Origin of the sequence: Rhodococcus sp. 2G (assembly GCF_001886355.1) — a bacterium.
Taxonomy (GTDB): domain Bacteria; phylum Actinomycetota; class Actinomycetes; order Mycobacteriales; family Mycobacteriaceae; genus Rhodococcus; species Rhodococcus pyridinivorans.
In genome coordinates, this window is sequence record NZ_CP018063.1 from 1076093 (window position 1) to 1094225 (window position 18133).

Sequence of the window (18133 nt, forward strand, 5' to 3'; positions counted from 1 at the left end):
ACCGTGGGATGAGGAGCGCGTGCCGGATCCGAGGCGGGACGTTCCCCGCACCGACCAGGTCCTGGCCGATCCGCGCCTGCGCGAGGCCGTCGACCGGCTCGGCGCCCGACTGGTCAAGCAGACCGTCGTCGCGGCCCAGCAACGGTGCCGCGACGGCGAGATCGGGCCCGATGCCGTCGCCGACGTCGCGGTCGCGTCGCTGCCGCAGCAGGCGACCACCCTGCGTCGCGTCGTCAACGCGACCGGTGTGGTGGTGCACACCAATCTCGGTCGCGCCCCGCTGTCCCGAGCGGCGGTCGAGGCGGTGTCCACCGCGGCGGGCGCCACCGACGTCGAACTCGACCTGGCCACCGGTCGGCGCGGACGGCGAGGACGCGGCGCCCTCGAAGCACTCGCCGAACAGGTACCCGACGCCGGCGGCATCCACGTCGTCAACAACGGTGCCGCGGCTCTCGCCCTGGTCACCCGGGTGCTCACACGCGGTGGTCGCTCGATCGTGATCGCACGGGGCGAACTGGTCGAGATCGGTGACGGCTTCCGGATCCCGGAACTGCTGGAATCCGTGGGCGCGACGCTGCGTGAGGTCGGCACCACCAACCGCGTGCGCTTGAGCGACTACGCTGCGGCCGTCGACGACGACACCGCCTTCGTCCTCAAGGTGCATCCCTCGAACTTCACCGTCAGCGGCTTCACGTCGTCGGTGTCGGTCCGGGAACTCTCCGGACTCGGACCGCCCGTCGTGGTCGACATCGGATCGGGTCTGCTCGCGCCGCATCCGCGGCTGTCGAACGAACCCGACGCCACCACCGCGCTGCGTGCCGGCGCCGACCTGGTGACCGCCTCGGGCGACAAGCTCCTCGGCGGTCCGCAGGCCGGCCTGCTGCTCGGACGGGCCGAACTCGTGGAACGCCTGCGGCGCGACCCGTTCGCGCGGGCGCTGCGCGTCGACAAGCTCACCCTGGCCGCTCTCGAAGCGACCCTGACGGGACCGATGCCACCCGTGGCGTCGGCGCTGGCCTCCCGCCCGGAAGATCTCCGCGCCCGCGCACAGGCGATCTGCGTGGCGCTGCCCTCGGAGTGCCAACCCGAGGTGGTCGACTCCGACGGCGTCGTCGGGGGCGGTGGCGCCCCGGACGTCGTCCTGCCGAGCGTCGCGATCGCCCTGCCCGAACATCTCGCACTCCCGTTGCGGCTCGGTGGGCACCCCGTCGTCGGCCGCGTCGAACGCGGCCGGTTGCTGCTCGACCTGCTCGCGGTCGACCCCGCCGAGGACGGCGAGCTGATCGACGCCGTGACGCGCGTGGCCGCTCGCGAAGGATCCTGATGCAGGTCGTCGCGACCGCCGGTCACGTCGATCACGGCAAGTCGACGCTGGTCGAGGCGCTCACCGGTGCGAACCCGGATCGGCTCGCCGAGGAACGGCGACGAGGACTGACCATCGAGCTCGGCTACTGCTGGACGTCCTGGCCAGAGGTGGGGGAGGTCGCCTTCGTCGACGTCCCCGGGCACGAGCGATTCCTGACGACGATGCTCTCCGGAGTGGGATCGGTCCCGGCCGCGCTGTTCGTGGTGGCCGCCGACGATCCGTGGATGCCGCAGGCGGCCGAACACCTCGCAGCACTCGACGCGCTCCGCGTGCGCCACGCGGTCGTCGCCGTTACCCGGGCCGATCTCGCCGATCCGGGACCCGCGGCCGCGCGGGCCGCGGCGGAGGTCGCCCGCACGAGTCTGGCGGGGGCGCCCGTCGTCGCCGTGAGCGGGCGCACCGGGATGGGCCTCGACGACCTCCGGAGCGCACTGACGACGATGGTCGCCTCGCTTCCGGACCCTGATCCGCAGGCCGACGTCCGGCTCTGGGTGGACCGCCGGTTCACCGTGCGTGGATCCGGAACCGTCGTCACCGGAACCCTTCCCGCGGGCACGGTGCGCGTGGGGGACACCCTCGTGCTGGGGGACACGCCGCTGCGGGTCCGCAGCGTGCAGGCACTCGGTCGCGACCGGAGCGCGGTGAGCGGCGTGGCCAGGGTCGCCCTCAATCTCACCGGCCGGGTCGACGATCTGGGACGGGGCAGTGTGCTCGTCACGCCCGGCGCGTGGCACCACACCACCGTCGTCGACGTTCGGATCAGCGGCGACGACCGGCCGCCCGTCGCTCCGGTGCTGCACATCGGAGCCGCGGACGTCGGTGTCCGGTGCCGTCCGCTGGCAGACGATCTCGTCCGGCTCACCCTCGACCGCCCGCTGCCCCTGCGGATCGGCGACCGCGCGTTGCTGCGCGACCCGGGCCGCCGGATGATCTGGCGAGCCGACGTTCTCGACCCCGATCCACCCCGATTCCGGCGTCGCGGCGCGGCGGCACGCCGCGCGCTGCAACTGGCAGGGGCCGACGGGACGCCGCACCTGGCCGACGAACTCGCCCGCCGCGGACTCCTGCACCGGCAACGGTTGCGACAGTTGGGCATCCCACTCGCACGGGGAGAGCACCTGACGGTCGGGCCGTGGCTCGTCGCACCCGGTCTCGCGAAGACCGTCGCCGACCGGCTGCCCACACTCGTGCAGGCCCATGCCCGCACCCATCCACTGGATCCGGCGGCGCCGTTGACGGTGCTGGCATCGCAGCTGCGTCTTCCCACACCGGACCTCGTCCGGGCGCTGGTGCGACCTCCGCTCGAAGTGGTCGGGGGGCGGGTGATCGCTCCCGGCGCCGACGGTCTACCGCCGAAGATCCGCAAAGCCGTCGAGCAGGTGCGCCGCGACCTGTCGGCCGCCCCGTTCGCGGCCCCGACCGCCGATCGCCTACGCGAGCTCGACCTCGACGACCGGGCACTCGGCGCGGCCGAACGCAGCGGGCGGTTGTGGCGGGCGGGCCCGGGCATCGTCCTGCTCCCCGACGCCGCCGACACGGCCGTGGAGCTGCTGGGCGAATTGGACCAGCCCTTCACGACCAGTGCCGCGCGCGAACGCCTGGGAACGACACGGCGGGTGGTCCTGCCGTTGCTCGACCGGCTCGACAAGGCGGGTCGCACACGCCGGCTCCCTGACGACCGCCGCGAGATCGTCCGCTAGAGTCGCCGTCCCCGCACTCTCCGGCGGGACGACCCTTCACCCGAAACGCGAAGTGCAGGTACCGAACTCGTCGGTACCCGCACTTCGCATGAAGAATCGGTCGTCAGATGACGCCCAGTGCGAACATGGCGTCGGCGACCTTCACGAAGCCGGCGATGTTGGCGCCGTGGATGTAGTCGCCCGGCTTGCCGTACTCGGCGGCGGTCTCGACGCAGCGGCCGTGGATGTCGGCCATGATCCCGGCGAGACGCTCGTCGGTGTAGTCGAAGTGCCACGAGTCGCGCGAGGCGTTCTGCTGCATCTCCAGCGCCGAGGTCGCCACACCACCGGCGTTGGCGGCCTTGCCGGGCGCGAAGGCGACTCCGGCGTCACGGAAGACACTGATGCCGCCCGGGGTGGTGGGCATGTTGGCGCCCTCGGCGACGATCTTCACGCCGTTGTTGACGAGGGTCTTCGCCGAGTCCTCGTCGAGTTCGTTCTGCGTGGCGCACGGCAGTGCGACGTCGCACGGCACGTTCCAGATGTTGCCGCCGGGGAAGAACTCGGCGTCGCCGCGCTCGTCGACGTACTCGGAGATGCGTCCGCGGCGGACCTCCTTGATCTCCTTGAGGAGAGCGACGTCGAGGCCCTTGCGGTCGACGATGTAGCCGGAGGAGTCGGAGCACGCGATCGCGGTGCCGCCGAGCTGGTGGATCTTCTCGATGGCGTAGATCGCGACGTTGCCCGAACCCGAGACGACGGCGGTGCGGCCGTCGAGCGAGGTGCCGGCGGTCTTGGCCATCTCGTTGACGAAGTAGGCCGCGCCGTAACCGGTGGCCTCCTTGCGCACCTGCGAACCACCCCAGGTCAGGCCCTTGCCGGTAAGGACGCCGGACTCGTAGGAGTTGGTGAGGCGCTTGTACTGGCCGAACAGGTACCCGATCTCGCGGCCGCCGACGCCGATGTCACCGGCCGGGACGTCGGTGTACTCACCGATGTGGCGGTGCAGCTCGGTCATGAACGACTGGCAGAAGCGCATGATCTCCTGCTCGGAGCGACCCTTGGGGTCGAAGTCCGAGCCGCCCTTGCCGCCGCCGATGGGCAGGCCGGTGAGGGCGTTCTTGAAGATCTGCTCGAAGCCGAGGAACTTGACGATGCCGAGGTTGACGCTCGGGTGGAAGCGCAGCCCGCCCTTATAGGGGCCGAGAACGCTGCTGTACTGCACGCGGAAGCCACGGTTGACGTGGACGTTACCCTGATCATCGATCCACGGCACGCGGAAGATGATCTGCCGCTCCGGCTCGCACAGGCGCTCGATCAGACCGGATTCGAAGTATCCGGGGTGCCGCTCGAGCACGACATGCAGAGACTCGAACACTTCGGCCGCAGCCTGGTGGAATTCGGGTTCACCTGCGTTGCGGGCCTTGACCTGCTCGTAGATCTCTTCGATGCGGTCCGATGTCGACACGCCCACCTACCTGACTCTGTGAGGATTCTGTAACACGGGATTTACGACGAGAACTATAGGACGTGGCCCTTAGCATGTGTTAACCCTGCGGCAAGGTGGGATGAGAAACACACGATCCGAACGGCCTGTCTACCGGGCGAAATGCCCAGTTCACCGGTATGATGTGCGGCCCCGCGACGGGTGGTCCGCCGGCGGTCGAGGTGCCCCCGGCAGGACTCGAACCTGCGACCTAGAGATTAGAAGGCTCTTGCTCTATCCAGCTGAGCTACGGAGGCGCGGCCAGAATCTTAGCGGGTGCTCCCCGAGGTCGCCGCACACACCCTCGTACCCGCCGGGGTCAGCGCTCGAGCGTGCTGCCCCGTTCGTCGCCGGGGCTCGATTCGCCCCGCGGAACGTCCACTCGACCGGTCTTGAACCGTTGGATGAGATGGTCGATTCCGACACCCAGGACCACCGCGACGCAGATGGCGACCGCGGCGCCGAACAGCGGCTGCGATTCGAACCAACCGCCGACGAGGCGCCCCACGAACGCCGAGTACAGCGCCCAGGTCGTGCCACCGAGGATCGTGAGCGGCACGAACTTCTGCCGCGGGTAGCGGGTCGCTCCGGCCGTCATGTTCACAGCGATCCGGCCGATCGGGATGTATCGCGCCGTGAGGATCACTGCGGCGCCGCGCTTGTCGAGTCCGCGCCGCGCCCACGCGAATGCGGCTCGTGCCTTCGGGCGGCGCATCCACCGGAACCGTTCGGTACCGACCTTCCGTCCGATCGCGTACGCGATGTTGTCACCGATGATCGCGCCGAGCGCCGCGAGCACGATGACGATCCACAGGTAAGGACGCCCGGTCGAGCCGGAGAGGGACGACAGGGTCACCAGGACGGTCTCGCTGGGCACCGGTGGGAAGAAGCCGTCGAGGATGCACACGGCGAAGAGCAACGGGTAGACCCACAGGGCTGCGGCCTGGCCGATGATGAATTCGTTGATCACGTCCATGGATCTGTGTGGTGCTCCCGTGGGGTCCGCCGGTCGGCTCCTTCCACGCTATCCGCTCGCGCCGCCGAGGACTCCGGACGACGGCGGCGTTACGGCACACACCGTCGACCGCAAGGGAACGATTCGATTCCGATTCGCCCGTTTCGTCGCATCGATCTCGAGTCGGGTCTACTATGAGCGCACCAAGGGGGAATCGTGGGCGGCTGGTGGGGGAAACCGGTCCGCGCCACCTGATGGCGGGAGTTCTTCATGCAGGTTCCTGGCCCATTCGAGTACGAGCGTGCCACCGGAGTGGATCACGCCGTCGAGTTGCTCGACCGGCACGGAGAGGGGGCCCGGGTCGTCGCCGGCGGGCACAGTCTGCTGCCGATGATGAAACTTCGGCTCGCGAATCCGGAGTACTTGATCGACATCAACGATCTCGCGGACGAACTCGATCACATCGTGTTCGAACCCGGGTCCGTGCGCCTCGGTGCCCTGGTCCGGCACCGCCGGCTTCTCGAATCCGACGAACTCGCCGAGATCTTCCCGATCTTCCGCGATGCCGAGCGCGTGATCGCCGATCCTGTCGTCCGCAATCGTGGAACGCTCGGTGGGTCGTTGTGTCAGGCAGATCCTGCCGAGGATCTGTCCACCGTGTGTGCAGTGCTCGGCGCGACCTGTGTCGTACGCGGACCGGGCGGGGTGCGCGAGCTCGATTTCCACGACTTCCATCTCGGCCCCTACGAGACGGCGGTCGCCCCGAACGAACTGCTCGTCGAGGTGCGGCTGCCGAGGAAGGGCACCGGGGCCAGTGCGTACGAGAAGGTCGAGCGTCGCACCGGCGACTGGGCGGTGGCCGCCGCGGGCGCCGCGCTGTGGATGTCGGACGACGGACGCATCACCGACGCGCGTGTCGGGCTGACGGCGGTGCGCGCCGACGAGGCGGCGCTGTCGAGGGTGTCCGAGCTGTTGCGCGGCTCGCCGGCCTCGGAGGAACTCTTCCGCGAGGCGGGAGCGGCGGCCGCGTCGGCATGCGATCCCGAGACCGATCAGCGCGGCACCGCCGCCTACAAGCGTCACCTCGCATCGGAGTTGACGGTGCGGGCCCTGCGCCAATCCGCCGAACGTCTCGGCGTCACCGAAAGGGTGTGAACCGATGCAGATCTCGATGACGGTCAACGGCGAGAGTGTCACCGCCGACGTCGAACCCCGGACGCTGCTCGTGCACTTCCTGCGCGACCACCTCGGTCTGACCGGAACCCACTGGGGTTGCGACACGAGCAACTGCGGTACGTGTGTCGTCGCCGTGGACGGCGAGCCGGTGAAGTCGTGCACCACGCTGGCGGTCATGGCCGCCGGCCACGAGGTGCTCACCGTCGAGGGACTCGAACGCGACGGTGTCCTCGACCCCGTGCAGGAAGGCTTCGTGCGCTGCCACGGACTGCAGTGCGGCTTCTGCACCCCGGGAATGATGATCACCGCGCGGTCCCTGCTCGACCGCGATCCCGACCCCGACGAGGCGACGATCCGCGAGGCGATCTCCGGGCAGATCTGCCGCTGCACCGGCTACACCACCATCGTCCGGTCGGTCCGGTGGGCCGCCGAACACTCCTCGAAGGCGCAACCCACGGAGGTGTCGTGATGACCGCGGTCGAACCGGACACACGCCCGGAGGAACAGGACAACGATGGCAAGCCGTGCGGACACGGCCGGATGCTGCGCAAGGAGGACCCGCGGTTCGTGCGGGGCCGCGGCAACTACGTCGACGACGTCCGGCTGCCCGGCATGCTGCATCTCGCTGTGCTCCGATCGCCGGTTGCGCATGCGCGCATCAACGGCATCGATACGTCCGCCGCCCTCGCGCACCCGAAGGTGCGGGCGGTGATCACGGGCGCCGATCTGGCAGAGAAGGGGCTCGCCTGGATGCCGACGCTGTCGAACGACGTACAGGCCGTGCTGGCCACCGACAAGGTGCGCTTCCACGGTCAGGAGGTCGCCTTCGTCGTCGCCGACGACCACTACTCGGCGCGCGACGCCCTCGAACTGATCGACGTCGACTACGAGATGCTCGACCCGGTCGTCGACGTGCGCACGGCCCTGTCGCCCGAGGCACCGGTGATCCGGACCGATCTCGACGGCAAGACCGACAACCACTGCTTCGACTGGGAAACCGGCGATGCCGCGGCCACCGACGCGGTCTTCGCGAAGGCCGACGTCGTCACCCGGCAGGAGATCGTCTATCCACGCGTGCATCCCGCGCCGATGGAGACCTGCGGTGCGGTCGCCGATTACGACCGGATCTCCGGGAAGCTGACGCTCTGGTCCACCACACAGGCCCCGCACGCCCATCGCACGCTGTACGCGCTGGTGGCGGGTCTGCCCGAGCACAAGATCCGCGTCATCTCACCCGACATCGGCGGGGGATTCGGCAATAAGGTCCCCATCTACCCCGGCTACGTCGGAGCGATCGTCGCGTCGCTGGTCACCGGTCATCCGGTGAAGTGGATGGAGGACCGCAGCGAGAACCTCATGAGCACCGGCTTCGCACGCGACTACATCATGGTCGGGGAGATCGCGGCGACGAAGGAAGGTCGCATCCTCGCGATCAGGTCCCGTGTCCTCGCCGACCACGGCGCCTTCAACGCCACCGCGGCCCCGGTGAAATATCCGGCCGGCTTCTTCGGTGTGTTCACCGGCAGTTACGACATCGAGGCCGCCTACTCCCACATGACCGCGGTCTACACCAACAAGGCACCCGGCGGCGTCGCCTACGCCTGCTCGTTCCGCATCACCGAGGCCGTGTACTTCGTCGAACGGCTCGTCGACTGCCTCGCCTACGACCTCGACATGGACCCTGCGGAACTGCGCCTGAAAAACCTCCTGCGCCCTGATCAGTTCCCCTACACGAGCAAGACCGGCTGGAAGTACGACTCGGGCGACTACGAGACCACCATGCGCAAGGCCATGGACATCGTCGGCTACGACGAGCTGCGCCGCGAGCAGGCCGAACGCCGCGCACGGGGTGAGCTGATGGGTATCGGCATGTCGTTCTTCACCGAGGCCGTCGGCGCCGGTCCGCGCAAGGACATGGACATCCTCGGTCTCGGCATGGCCGACGGCTGCGAACTGCGTGTCCATCCCACCGGCAAGGCCGTGGTGAGATTGTCGGTGCAGTCCCAGGGGCAAGGACACGAGACGACTTTCGCGCAGATCGTCGCGGAGGAGATCGGCATCCCGCCCGACGACATCGACGTCGTCCACGGAGACACCGACAACACCCCCTTCGGGCTCGGCACCTACGGAAGCCGCTCGACACCGGTGTCCGGCGCGGCCGCCGCGCTGGTAGCCCGCAAGGTGCGCGACAAGGCGAAGATAATCGCATCGGGCATGCTCGAGGTCTCCGTCGCCGATCTCGAATGGGAGAAGGGCACCTTCCGAGTCAAGGGCGACCCGTCGGCGGCGGTCACGATCCAGGACATCGCGATGCGGGCCCACGGCGCCGGCGATCTGCCCGAAGGTCTCGAAGGCGGTCTCGAGGCGCAGATCTGTTACAACCCCGAGAACCTCACCTATCCCTATGGCGCCTACTTCTGTGTCGTCGACGTCGATCCCGGCACCGCGGAGGTGAAGATCCGCCGGTTCCTGGCCGTGGACGACTGCGGCACCCGCATCAACCCGATGATCATCGAAGGGCAGGTGCACGGTGGCATCGTCGACGGGATCGGCATGGCCCTGATGGAGATGATCGCGTTCGACGAGAACGGCACCTGCCTGGGCGGGTCGTTCATGGACTACCTGATCCCCACCGCCCTCGAGGTACCCACGCTCGAGACGGCGTTCACCGTCACTCCGTCACCGCATCACCCGATCGGCGCGAAGGGCATCGGCGAATCCGCCACGGTCGGTTCCCCACCCGCGATCGTCAACGCCGTGGTCGATGCGTTGAAACCCCTCGGCGTCCGGCACGCCGACATGCCGTTGACACCGTCGCGGGTGTGGGAAGCCATGCAGGGTCGCGCGACCCCGCCGATCTGAGCGACGCGACAGAAGGATTCGAGTGGAACGAGCGGAGTACGAGGACATGGACCTTGCGATGCGGGCAGCACAGTTGCGCAGCGAACGCCGCCCGTTCGTGGAAGCGACCGTCGTACGGGCACAGCCGCCGACGTCCGCGCACTCGGGCGACCGGGCGCTCGTCCACGCCGACGGCACGATCGAGGGGTTCGTCGGCGGACAGTGCACCGAGAACTCGGTGCGCGAAATGTCCCGCACGGTGCTCGAGCGAGGGGAGAGCATGCTCCTACGGGTGCTGCCGGCCGGAGCCGCCGAGTTCCCCGACACCCCGGGGGCGACGATCGCGGTCAACCCGTGCATGTCCGGTGGGGCCACCGAGATCTTTCTCGAGCCGCGGATGCCTGCGCTCGTGGTGGCCGTCTTCGGGGACTCGCCCGTGGCCGACGCCGTGAGCGACTTCGCGCGGCGCGTCGACTACTCGGTGGAACGGATCCGCGGGACGCGAGTGCCTGCCGAGGCGTCGGTGGTGATCGTCGCGAGTCACGGAGGCGACGAGGGGAGTGTGATCCGCGCGGCGCTCGACGCCGGAAGCCGCTATATCGGTCTGGTCGCCAGTCACACCCGTGGCGCCGCGGTGCTCGACGAGGTGGATCCGACCGACGACGAGCGTGCCCACGTGCACACCCCGGTCGGGCTCGATATCGGTGCCCGCACCCCCGCGGAGATCGGACTGTCGATCGTGGCCGACATCGTGCGAGTCGCGCGCAGCGGCAGCCTCATCCGCCCCTCCGAGGAGAGTTGTCGACGCGTCGAGGTGCCGAGGGAGACGGAGTCGAAGCCGCAGACGGCCGTCGACCCGGTGTGCGGGATGACCGTCACGATCACCGAGTCCACCCCGCACCTCGTCGTTGCGGGCCGGACGATGTGGTTCTGCTGCCCGGGTTGCCGCAGCCGCTTCGAGAAGGACGACGTCGCGTGACCGACCCGTCCTCTCCGGGCATCTTCACCGGCGTCGACGACGTGATGGCCAGATTCGACAGCCACGATCACCTACTCGATCAGGGCACCGCCGCCGCGATCCACCTCGCCGTCGCATTGGGGCGACCGCTGTTGCTCGAGGGCGAACCTGGGGTCGGCAAGACCACTGCCGCCAAGGTGCTCGCGCAGATTCTCGGCAGCCCGCTGATCCGGTTGCAGTGCTACGAGGGACTGTCGGTCGCCGAGGCCCTCTACGACTGGAACTACCAACGCCAGTTGCTCGCGATCCGGCTCGCCGAGGCGCGCGGCGACGTTCCCGCCGAAGCCGACCTGTACTCCGAGGAATACCTCCTCGAACGCCCCATCCTGCGCTGCGTCCGCCACCGCGGCGACACACCCGCCGTTCTGCTCGTCGACGAGATCGACCGTGCCGACGACGAATTCGAGGCGTTGCTGCTCGAGTTCCTGGGGGAGTTCGCCGTCACCATTCCCGAACTCGGCACCCTCACCGCGACCCGCCCGCCCGTTGTCGTGCTGACCTCGAATCGGAGCCGCGACCTGCACGACGCACTGCGGCGACGTTGCCTGTACCACTGGATCGACTACCCCGACCGCGCCCGGGCGGTGGCGATCCTGCGTCGCACGGTGCCATCGGCGAACCTCGCGCTCGTCGAACGTGCCACAGATTTCGTCGCGGTGGCCCGCGGACTCGATCTCGACAAGGCACCCGGAATCGCGGAGACCATCGACTGGGTATCGGCCCTCGCCGCGCTCGGTGTCACCGACCTCGTCCGGCCCGAAGCGGCGATGTCGCTCGCGGCACTGGCGAAGACTCCCGACGACGGCGACGCGCTGGGGGAGGCGCTGACCCGCTTCGTCTCCACCGAAGTGTAATGAGCGCCGGGCTGCTCCCCGGGGTCGATCACGCCGCCTTCACAGTCGCGTTGGTCGACCGGCTCAGGTCCGCCGGGATCGTGGTCCCGGCGGACGGAGCGGCGACCTTCACGCGCGGCTTGCGTGCGTGTCCGCCAACCACGCGGACTCGGTTGTACTGGACCGCGCGGCTCACCCTCGTCGACCGGTACGAGAGCCTGTCCACCTTCGATACGGTCTTCGACCGGGTGTTCGGCGAGGCACCAGTTCCGCTCGACCCGCACGCCCGTCGCACGGGACCCGAGGACGAAGGCGCGCCGGGGGCGTCGACACCGGACGGACCCAGCCGGCCCATCGGGGTTCCCACTTCCGGGCACGACGTTCCATGGGTCACCAGGACGATCGTCGAATCCGCAGAGGGGGAGCGGGCACCCGGCCGCCCGGGGCGCGAGGTGGCGAGCGCACTGGCCGAGATCGCCGATCAGCGGTTCGACGACCTCGATCCGGCGCAACTCGCACTCCTCGAGACATGGATCGAGGCGGCCGGAGCGCGCTGGGCGATCCGCCGCACCCGCCGCCGGGTGCAACGCCACACCGGACGCGTCGACATCCGCGCGAGCATCGCAGCCTCCCGCGGCACGGGGTTCGAGCCGCTCCGGCTGATCCGCACGCGACCGGGTCGACGCCGGCGGCAGGTCGTCGTGTTCTGCGATGTCAGCCGTTCCATGCGTCCCTACATCGGGGTGTATCTGCATCTCGTGCGTGCGCTCGCCCACACCGGAACGGCTGAGGTCTTCGTGTTCTCCACCACAGCTGCGCGTCTGACGCCGGTCCTCCGGCACCGGTCGGTCGATCAGGCGATCGGCGTCGCCAACGAGCGGGTACGGACGCGGTTCGGAGGCACCCGCATCGCCGGTTCGCTCGCCGAGGTGGTCGCCTCCCATCACGGACACCTGATGCGCGGAGCGATCGTCGTCGTCGCGTCCGACGGTTGGGACAGCGACGATCCCACCGAACTCGCCCACGTCCTGGCCAGGATCCGGCGTCGCGCGCACCGGCTGGTGTGGCTCAACCCCCGGGCCGGGCAGTCCGGTTTCACGCCCTCGACCGGGTCGATGTCCGCCGCGCTTCCACACTGCGACGCGATGGTGGCGGCCGACACACTCGTGGCCCTGCAGCACGCCGTCGACGTTGTTACGTCCACGGATACGGGGGACGGGGGACTCCGACGGCGTGTCGTAGGTCATGGCGTGAACGTCCTACCCTGGTAGGCATGGCAACATCCGAGCTCGCGTCTCCCGCGCAGCCTCCGGCGCCCGCCCCCATGAGGGGAAACCCGCCGGCACTGCTGATTCTCTTCGGCCTCCTCGCCGCCCTCGTCGCGGCGTTCGCGGTCGGACTGTCCGCTGCGCAGGCTCTGGTGTTGCTCGGCATCCCCGATCCCGGTCCGCTCACCACCTACGGTCTCCCGGCGGTCCGCGCGATCTCCGAGATCGCGACGGTCATCACGATCGGCTCGCTGTTCTTCGCCGCCTTCCTCGTGCCCCCGCAGCGGAGCGGGGTACTCGACGTCGGCGGTTATCGCGCCGTGCGGACGGCGGGCGTCGCGGCGACGGTGTGGGCCGTGACAGCGGCGCTGATGGTGCCGCTGACCTTGTCCGACACTTCCGGCAGTCCGCTGAGTGAGGCCATCCGTCCGGAGAACCTGTTCTCGGCGCTCGGTCAGGTGGAGGTCGCGCTGGCCTGGGCCTGGACGACCGTGCTCGCGCTGATCACCGCGCTGCTGACCCGACTCGCAGTGCGCTGGTCGTGGACGCCGTATCTGTTGCTGCTGTCGTTCGTCGCCCTCATACCGATCGCCCTGACCGGGCACTCCTCGTCGGGTGGTTCGCACGATATGGCGACCAACAGCCTCGTGCTGCACCTCGGCGCGGCGTCCGTCTGGGCCGGCGGGTTGTTCGCGCTGCTCGCCCATTCGATGCGGGGAGGGGAGCACACCGATGTCGCCGCCCGGCGGTTCTCCTTCGTCGCCGGACTCGCGTTCGTCGTGATGGCTGTCAGCGGCGTGATCAACGCCGCGGTCCGCATGTCGTTCGACGACCTGACGACCACCACCTACGGCGGGTTGCTGCTCGCGAAGACCGTCGCGCTGATCCTGCTCGGCATCTTCGGCTGGGCTCAGCGACGCCGGGCGCTTCCGGCCCTCGAAGCCGACCCCACGAGCCGGTCCGCGCTCGTGCGGTTCACCCTCGTCGAAGCGTTCGTCCTCGCCGCGACCATCGGCCTGGCCGTGGGACTCGGCCGCACGCCCCCGCCGCCGCCGGCCTCGGTACCGACGATCCAGGAGGTCGAGCTCGGCTACCAGCTCGACGTACCGCCGTCGTTCGTGAGCCTGTTCTTCGGCCAGTGGCGCTTCGACCTGATCTTCGGCACGGCTGCTCTCGTGTTCGCCGCCGCCTACGCCATCGGTCTGTGGACGCTGCGCAAGCGCGGCGACTCGTGGCCGGTCGGCCGGTCGATCGCCTGGTTCTCGGGTTGCTTCGTGCTGTTCGTCGCCACCAGTTCGGGCGTCGGGATGTACTCGCCGGCGATGTTCAGCGTGCACATGGGCGCGCACATGGCTCTGTCGATGCTCGCCCCGGTGCTCCTTGCGCTCGGCGGGGCGATGACCCTCGCCCTGCGTGCGTTCAAGCCGGCCGGCCGCAACGCCCCTCCCGGACCGCGCGAATGGATCCTCGAGTTCCTGCACAGCCCGCTGTCGCGCTTCTTCACGCATCCGATCGTCGCATCGGTGATGTTCGTCGGCGGTTTCTACGCGTTGTATCTCGGAGGGATCTTCACCGCGTTCATCGACAGTCACACCGCCCACGTCCTGATGAACCTGCACTTCCTGCTCAGCGGCTACCTGTTCTACTGGGTGGTGATCGGCGTCGACCCGTCGCCACGCGACCTGCAGCCCGTGACGAAGCTGGCGATGGTCTTCGGCTCGCTCCCGTTCCACGCCTTCTTCGGCGTGACCCTCATGAGCATGGGCACGGTGATGGCCGAGAGCTACTACCGCGGCCTGGCACTACCGTGGAACTACGACCTGTTCTCCGATCAGAAGGTCGGCGGCAGCATCGCATGGTCGGCCGGCGAGATCCCGCTCGTGCTCGTGATGCTCGCCCTGCTCGTCCAGTGGTCGCGCAGCGACCGGCGCACGGCGCGACGTGTCGACCGGGCCGCCGAACGCGACGACGACGCCGATCTCGCGGCACACAACGCGATGTTCGCCGAGCTGGCGCGCCGCGACCGCGAAGGCCGCTAGCCGCGCCGATCCGACGTGCACATCCTGTCGCGCCGCGGCGAATCGGACGAATACGGACGCCGCGGCCGGACGGTCCGTATCGTCCTCGGCGTGACCCGTACCACGCACGTCCCCGCCCTGCTGCTCGCCGGTGCTCTGGCACTGCTGACGACCGTCGTGTCACCTCCCGCGGTGGGCGCGAACCCGGCGCCGGGAAAGGTTGTCGAGGTCGCCACGCTCGACCCGGAATCGTCCCTGCCCGGGGCGTCCTCGGCTCGCGTCCTCGCCTACACCACGCAGTGGCGCGACGGCACCCCGACCACGGCGACCGGGGCACTGTTCGTCCCTCCCGGCACGCCGCCCGAGGGCGGGTGGCCCGTCGTCGCATGGGCCCACGGGACCGTCGGTCTCGACGATTCGTGCGCGCCCTCGCGGTTGCCGCGCACACCGCGCGACACTGCCTATCTCGACCACTGGCTCGGGCAGGGCTATGCCGTCGTGGCAGCCGACTATCCGGGCCTCGGGTCGGGCGGGCTGCACCGCTATCTGGACGGGCAGAGCGCCGCGAACAGCGTCATCGACATCGTGCGGGCGGGACGCGCTGTCGAACCGTCGCTGTCCGACCGCTGGGTCGTGATCGGCCAGTCGCAGGGTGGGCACACCGGTCTACACACCGCGCACGCTGCGACCTCCCGCGCGCCCGAACTGGACTTTCGCGGGACACTCACGACCGGCGCCCCGTCCAACCTCGAGTACCTGTTCCCGCTCGGATTCCCGGGCTTCCCCGATCTCGGCCTCGACGGGCTCACGGCGTTCGCCGCCTACATCTTCGCGGGTCTGCGCGACGCCGATCCTTCCCTGGACGTCGACGGATACCTCACTCCCCTCGGTCGCGAGGTGGTCGACGCCGCCGAGCGACTCTGTTACGACGAGCTGATGGACCGCTACGGCGAGATCGGCATCGGCGAGGTCCTCGCCCGTCCGCTGAGCGACGACCGGTTCCGCGCCGCCTTCACCGACTATGTCGCGGTGCCGACCCGTGGTTACGACCGGCCACTGTTCCTCGCGCAGGGTCTGCGCGATACGACGGTGCCCGCGCCGCTCGCGTTCGAACTGATCGGGGACCTGTGGGCCGGGGGCGCGAACGCGCAGTTCCGGACGTATCCGACAGGGCACTCGGAGACGATGTTCGCGTCGCTGCCCGACACGACAGGCTTCGTCGCGGAGCTGCTGCGGCGCTGACGCGGGCGCGGCCCGGGCATCCCGTGGTCGCACGATGTGGGTTATCGACCGTCGACCGATACGCTGGTGGTCATGGCGGAGTTCATTTACACGATGAAGAAGGTGCGCAAGGCGCACGGTGACAAGGTCATCCTCGATGACGTCACCATGAGCTTCTACCACGGCGCGAAGATCGGCGTCGTCGGACCCAACGGCGCGGGCAAGTCGTCGATTCTCAAGATCATGGCCGGGCTCGATCAGCCCAGCAACGGCGAGGCCTTCCTCGATCCGGAGGCCACCGTCGGCATCCTCCAGCAGGAGCCGCCCCTCAACGAGGAGAAGACGGTCCGGGAGAACGTCGAGGAGGGCCTCGGCGAGATCAAGGTCAAGCTCGACCGGTTCAACGAGATCGCCGAGCTCATGGCCACCGACTACTCCGACGAGCTGATGGAGGAGATGGGCAAGCTCCAGGAGGAGCTCGACCACGCCAACGCGTGGGATCTCGACTCGCAGCTCGAGCAGGCCATGGACGCACTGCGCTGCCCTCCGCCGGACGAGCCCGTCACCCACCTCTCCGGTGGTGAGCGCCGCCGTGTCGCGCTGTGCAAGCTGCTGCTGAGCAAGCCCGACCTGCTGCTCCTCGACGAGCCCACCAACCACCTCGACGCCGAGTCGGTGCTGTGGCTCGAGCAGTTCCTCGCGTCCTACCCGGGCGCCGTGCTGGCCGTCACCCACGACCGGTACTTCCTCGATCACGTCGCGCAGTGGATCTGCGAGGTCGACCGCGGCAAGCTGCATCCCTACGAGGGCAACTACTCCACCTATCTGGAGAAGAAGGCCGAGCGTCTCGAGGTCCAGGGCAAGAAGGACCAGAAGCTGCAGAAGCGGCTCCGCGAGGAACTCGAGTGGGTCCGCTCCGGTGCCAAGGCACGGCAGACGAAGAACAAGGCGCGTCTGGCCCGCTACGAGGAGATGGCAGCCGAGGCCGAGAAGTACCGCAAGCTCGACTTCGAGGAGATCCAGATCCCGACGCCGCCGCGTCTGGGCAACGTCGTTGTCGAGGTCGAGCACCTCGACAAGGGCTTCGACGGCCGTGTCCTGATCAAGGACCTGTCGTTCACGCTGCCGCGCAACGGCATCGTCGGTGTCATCGGTCCCAACGGCGTCGGCAAGACCACGCTGTTCAAGACCATCGTCGGTCTCGAGGAGCCCGACAGCGGCACCGTCAAGGTGGGCGACACGGTCAAGCTGAGTTACGTCGACCAGAACCGCGCGAACATCGACCCGAAGAAGACGGTCTTCGAGGTGGTCTCCGACGGTCTCGACTTCATCGAGGTCGGGCAGAACGAGATGCCGTCGCGCGCGTACGTGAGCGCGTTCGGGTTCAAGGGTCCCGACCAGCAGAAGCCGGCCGGTGTGCTCTCCGGTGGTGAGCGCAACCGCCTGAACCTGGCGCTCACGCTCAAGGAGGGCGGCAACCTGATCCTCCTCGACGAGCCGACCAACGACCTCGACGTCGAGACCCTGTCGTCGCTCGAGAACGCGCTGCAGCAGTTCCCGGGTTGCGCCGTCGTGATCTCCCACGACCGCTGGTTCCTCGACCGCACCTGTACCCACATCCTGGCGTGGGAGGGCAACGTCGAAGAGGGCAAGTGGTTCTGGTTCGAGGGCAACTTCGAGGCCTACGAGGCGAACAAGATCGAGCGTCTCGGAGCCGATGCGGCACGTCCGCACCGCGTCACGCACCGGAAGCTCACGCGTGACTGAGCGCAACGGCCACCGGCCCTACCGGTGCCCGGTCGAGGTGCGCTGGGGCGACTCCGATCGGCTCGGGCACGTCAACAACGCCAAGGTCGTGGAATACCTGCAGGAAGGGCGCATCAAGTTCTTCCGGAGCGAGCTGCCGGCCCGCGATGCCGTCGTGCTCCGGAAGATGGACGTCGAGTTCCTGCGTCCGATCAAGGATTCCTCGGCGCCGATCGAGGTCGAGACGACGGTGCTTCGTCTCGGCACGAGCTCGTTCACGGTGCGTCAGACGATCCTCGACCGGGACGGCGTGGTGTGCGCGGTCGCCGACACCGTGCTCGTCGGCTTCGATCCCGAGACCGACACGTCGCAGCCGTTGACAGACGAGGTACGGGCGGTGCTCGACCGGCACCGCGCCGTCACGCCCACCGGCTGAGCGGGTACATCCTGTCGACCGGCCCGGCTGTTACCCGACCCGCCGGTTCCGACCCCCCGACTGCGCGCCGCGGATAGGCTCGATCACGAG

General features: G+C 68.9%; 14 protein-coding genes and 1 tRNA gene. 12 read left to right on the forward strand and 3 right to left on the reverse strand.

Features of this window, described 5'->3' with window-relative positions; genetic code table 11:
• The first annotated feature begins 19 nt into the window (after positions 1-19).
• On the forward strand, positions 20-1324 hold the full coding sequence (gene selA / locus BO226_RS05065; RefSeq protein ID WP_071934748.1) for an L-seryl-tRNA(Sec) selenium transferase: 1305 nt from the start codon (positions 20-22) through the stop codon (positions 1322-1324).
• The gene (selB, locus tag BO226_RS05070; RefSeq protein ID WP_064853004.1) at positions 1324-3066 is read left to right on the forward strand and encodes a selenocysteine-specific translation elongation factor; all 1743 of its coding nucleotides are present in this window, start codon (positions 1324-1326) and stop codon (positions 3064-3066) included. Before selA ends, selB begins: the two co-directional genes overlap by 1 nt.
• Positions 3067-3169: 103 nt before the next feature.
• Here the strand turns inward: selB and gdhA are convergent, their stop codons facing one another.
• From gdhA to BO226_RS05085, 3 genes are all read right to left on the reverse strand, one after another.
• Positions 3170-4513, reverse strand: coding sequence for an NADP-specific glutamate dehydrogenase (gene gdhA, locus BO226_RS05075; protein ID WP_064853010.1), 1344 nt, complete (start codon positions 4511-4513; stop codon positions 3170-3172).
• Between the two features lie 201 nt (positions 4514-4714).
• A tRNA-Arg gene (locus tag BO226_RS05080) sits at positions 4715-4788 on the reverse strand.
• 62 nt (positions 4789-4850) lie between these two features.
• Positions 4851-5507, reverse strand: a complete 657-nt coding sequence (locus tag BO226_RS05085; protein ID WP_064853003.1) for a DedA family protein — start codon at positions 5505-5507, stop codon at positions 4851-4853.
• A 249-nt stretch (positions 5508-5756) separates the two neighbouring features.
• On the opposite strand from BO226_RS05085, the gene BO226_RS05090 reads away from it, so the two are divergent.
• The 10 genes from BO226_RS05090 to BO226_RS05135 all read left to right on the forward strand — a co-directional run bounded on the left by BO226_RS05090 (position 5757) and on the right by BO226_RS05135 (position 18043).
• The gene (locus BO226_RS05090; RefSeq protein ID WP_024100552.1) at positions 5757-6641 is read left to right on the forward strand and encodes an FAD binding domain-containing protein; all 885 of its coding nucleotides are present in this window, start codon (positions 5757-5759) and stop codon (positions 6639-6641) included.
• A gap of 4 nt (positions 6642-6645) precedes the next feature.
• On the forward strand, positions 6646-7131 hold the full coding sequence (locus BO226_RS05095) for a (2Fe-2S)-binding protein (protein ID WP_019289024.1): 486 nt from the start codon (positions 6646-6648) through the stop codon (positions 7129-7131).
• A complete protein-coding gene (locus tag BO226_RS05100; RefSeq protein ID WP_064060703.1) occupies positions 7131-9524 on the forward strand; it encodes an aerobic carbon-monoxide dehydrogenase large subunit in 2394 nt (797 codons plus the stop codon). The genes BO226_RS05095 and BO226_RS05100 overlap by 1 nt, the downstream gene beginning before the upstream one ends.
• Positions 9525-9570: 46 nt before the next feature.
• Complete coding sequence (locus tag BO226_RS05105; protein ID WP_033096691.1) at positions 9571-10482, forward strand: XdhC family protein; 912 nt, start codon at positions 9571-9573, stop codon at positions 10480-10482.
• Between the two features lie 44 nt (positions 10483-10526).
• A complete protein-coding gene (locus tag BO226_RS05110; protein ID WP_138845521.1) occupies positions 10527-11375 on the forward strand; it encodes an AAA family ATPase in 849 nt (282 codons plus the stop codon).
• Entirely contained in the window at positions 11375-12625 is a 1251-nt protein-coding gene (locus BO226_RS05115; RefSeq protein ID WP_019289028.1) for a vWA domain-containing protein, read from the forward strand. The genes BO226_RS05110 and BO226_RS05115 overlap by 1 nt, the downstream gene beginning before the upstream one ends.
• A gap of 2 nt (positions 12626-12627) precedes the next feature.
• Positions 12628-14661 carry a cytochrome c oxidase assembly protein gene (locus BO226_RS05120; RefSeq protein ID WP_071934749.1) on the forward strand — a complete coding sequence of 678 codons (2034 nt, stop codon included), beginning with the start codon at positions 12628-12630 and terminating at the stop codon, positions 14659-14661.
• A gap of 90 nt (positions 14662-14751) precedes the next feature.
• Positions 14752-15882, forward strand: a complete 1131-nt coding sequence (locus BO226_RS05125) for a lipase family protein (RefSeq protein WP_374214107.1) — start codon at positions 14752-14754, stop codon at positions 15880-15882.
• A 72-nt stretch (positions 15883-15954) separates the two neighbouring features.
• Positions 15955-17628 (forward strand): energy-dependent translational throttle protein EttA, encoded by a 1674-nt coding sequence (gene ettA / locus BO226_RS05130; protein ID WP_006551119.1) that lies wholly within the window; start codon positions 15955-15957, stop codon positions 17626-17628.
• Positions 17621-18043, forward strand: a complete 423-nt coding sequence (locus BO226_RS05135) for an acyl-CoA thioesterase (protein WP_019289031.1) — start codon at positions 17621-17623, stop codon at positions 18041-18043. Before ettA ends, BO226_RS05135 begins: the two co-directional genes overlap by 8 nt.
• Positions 18044-18133 lie beyond the last annotated feature (90 nt).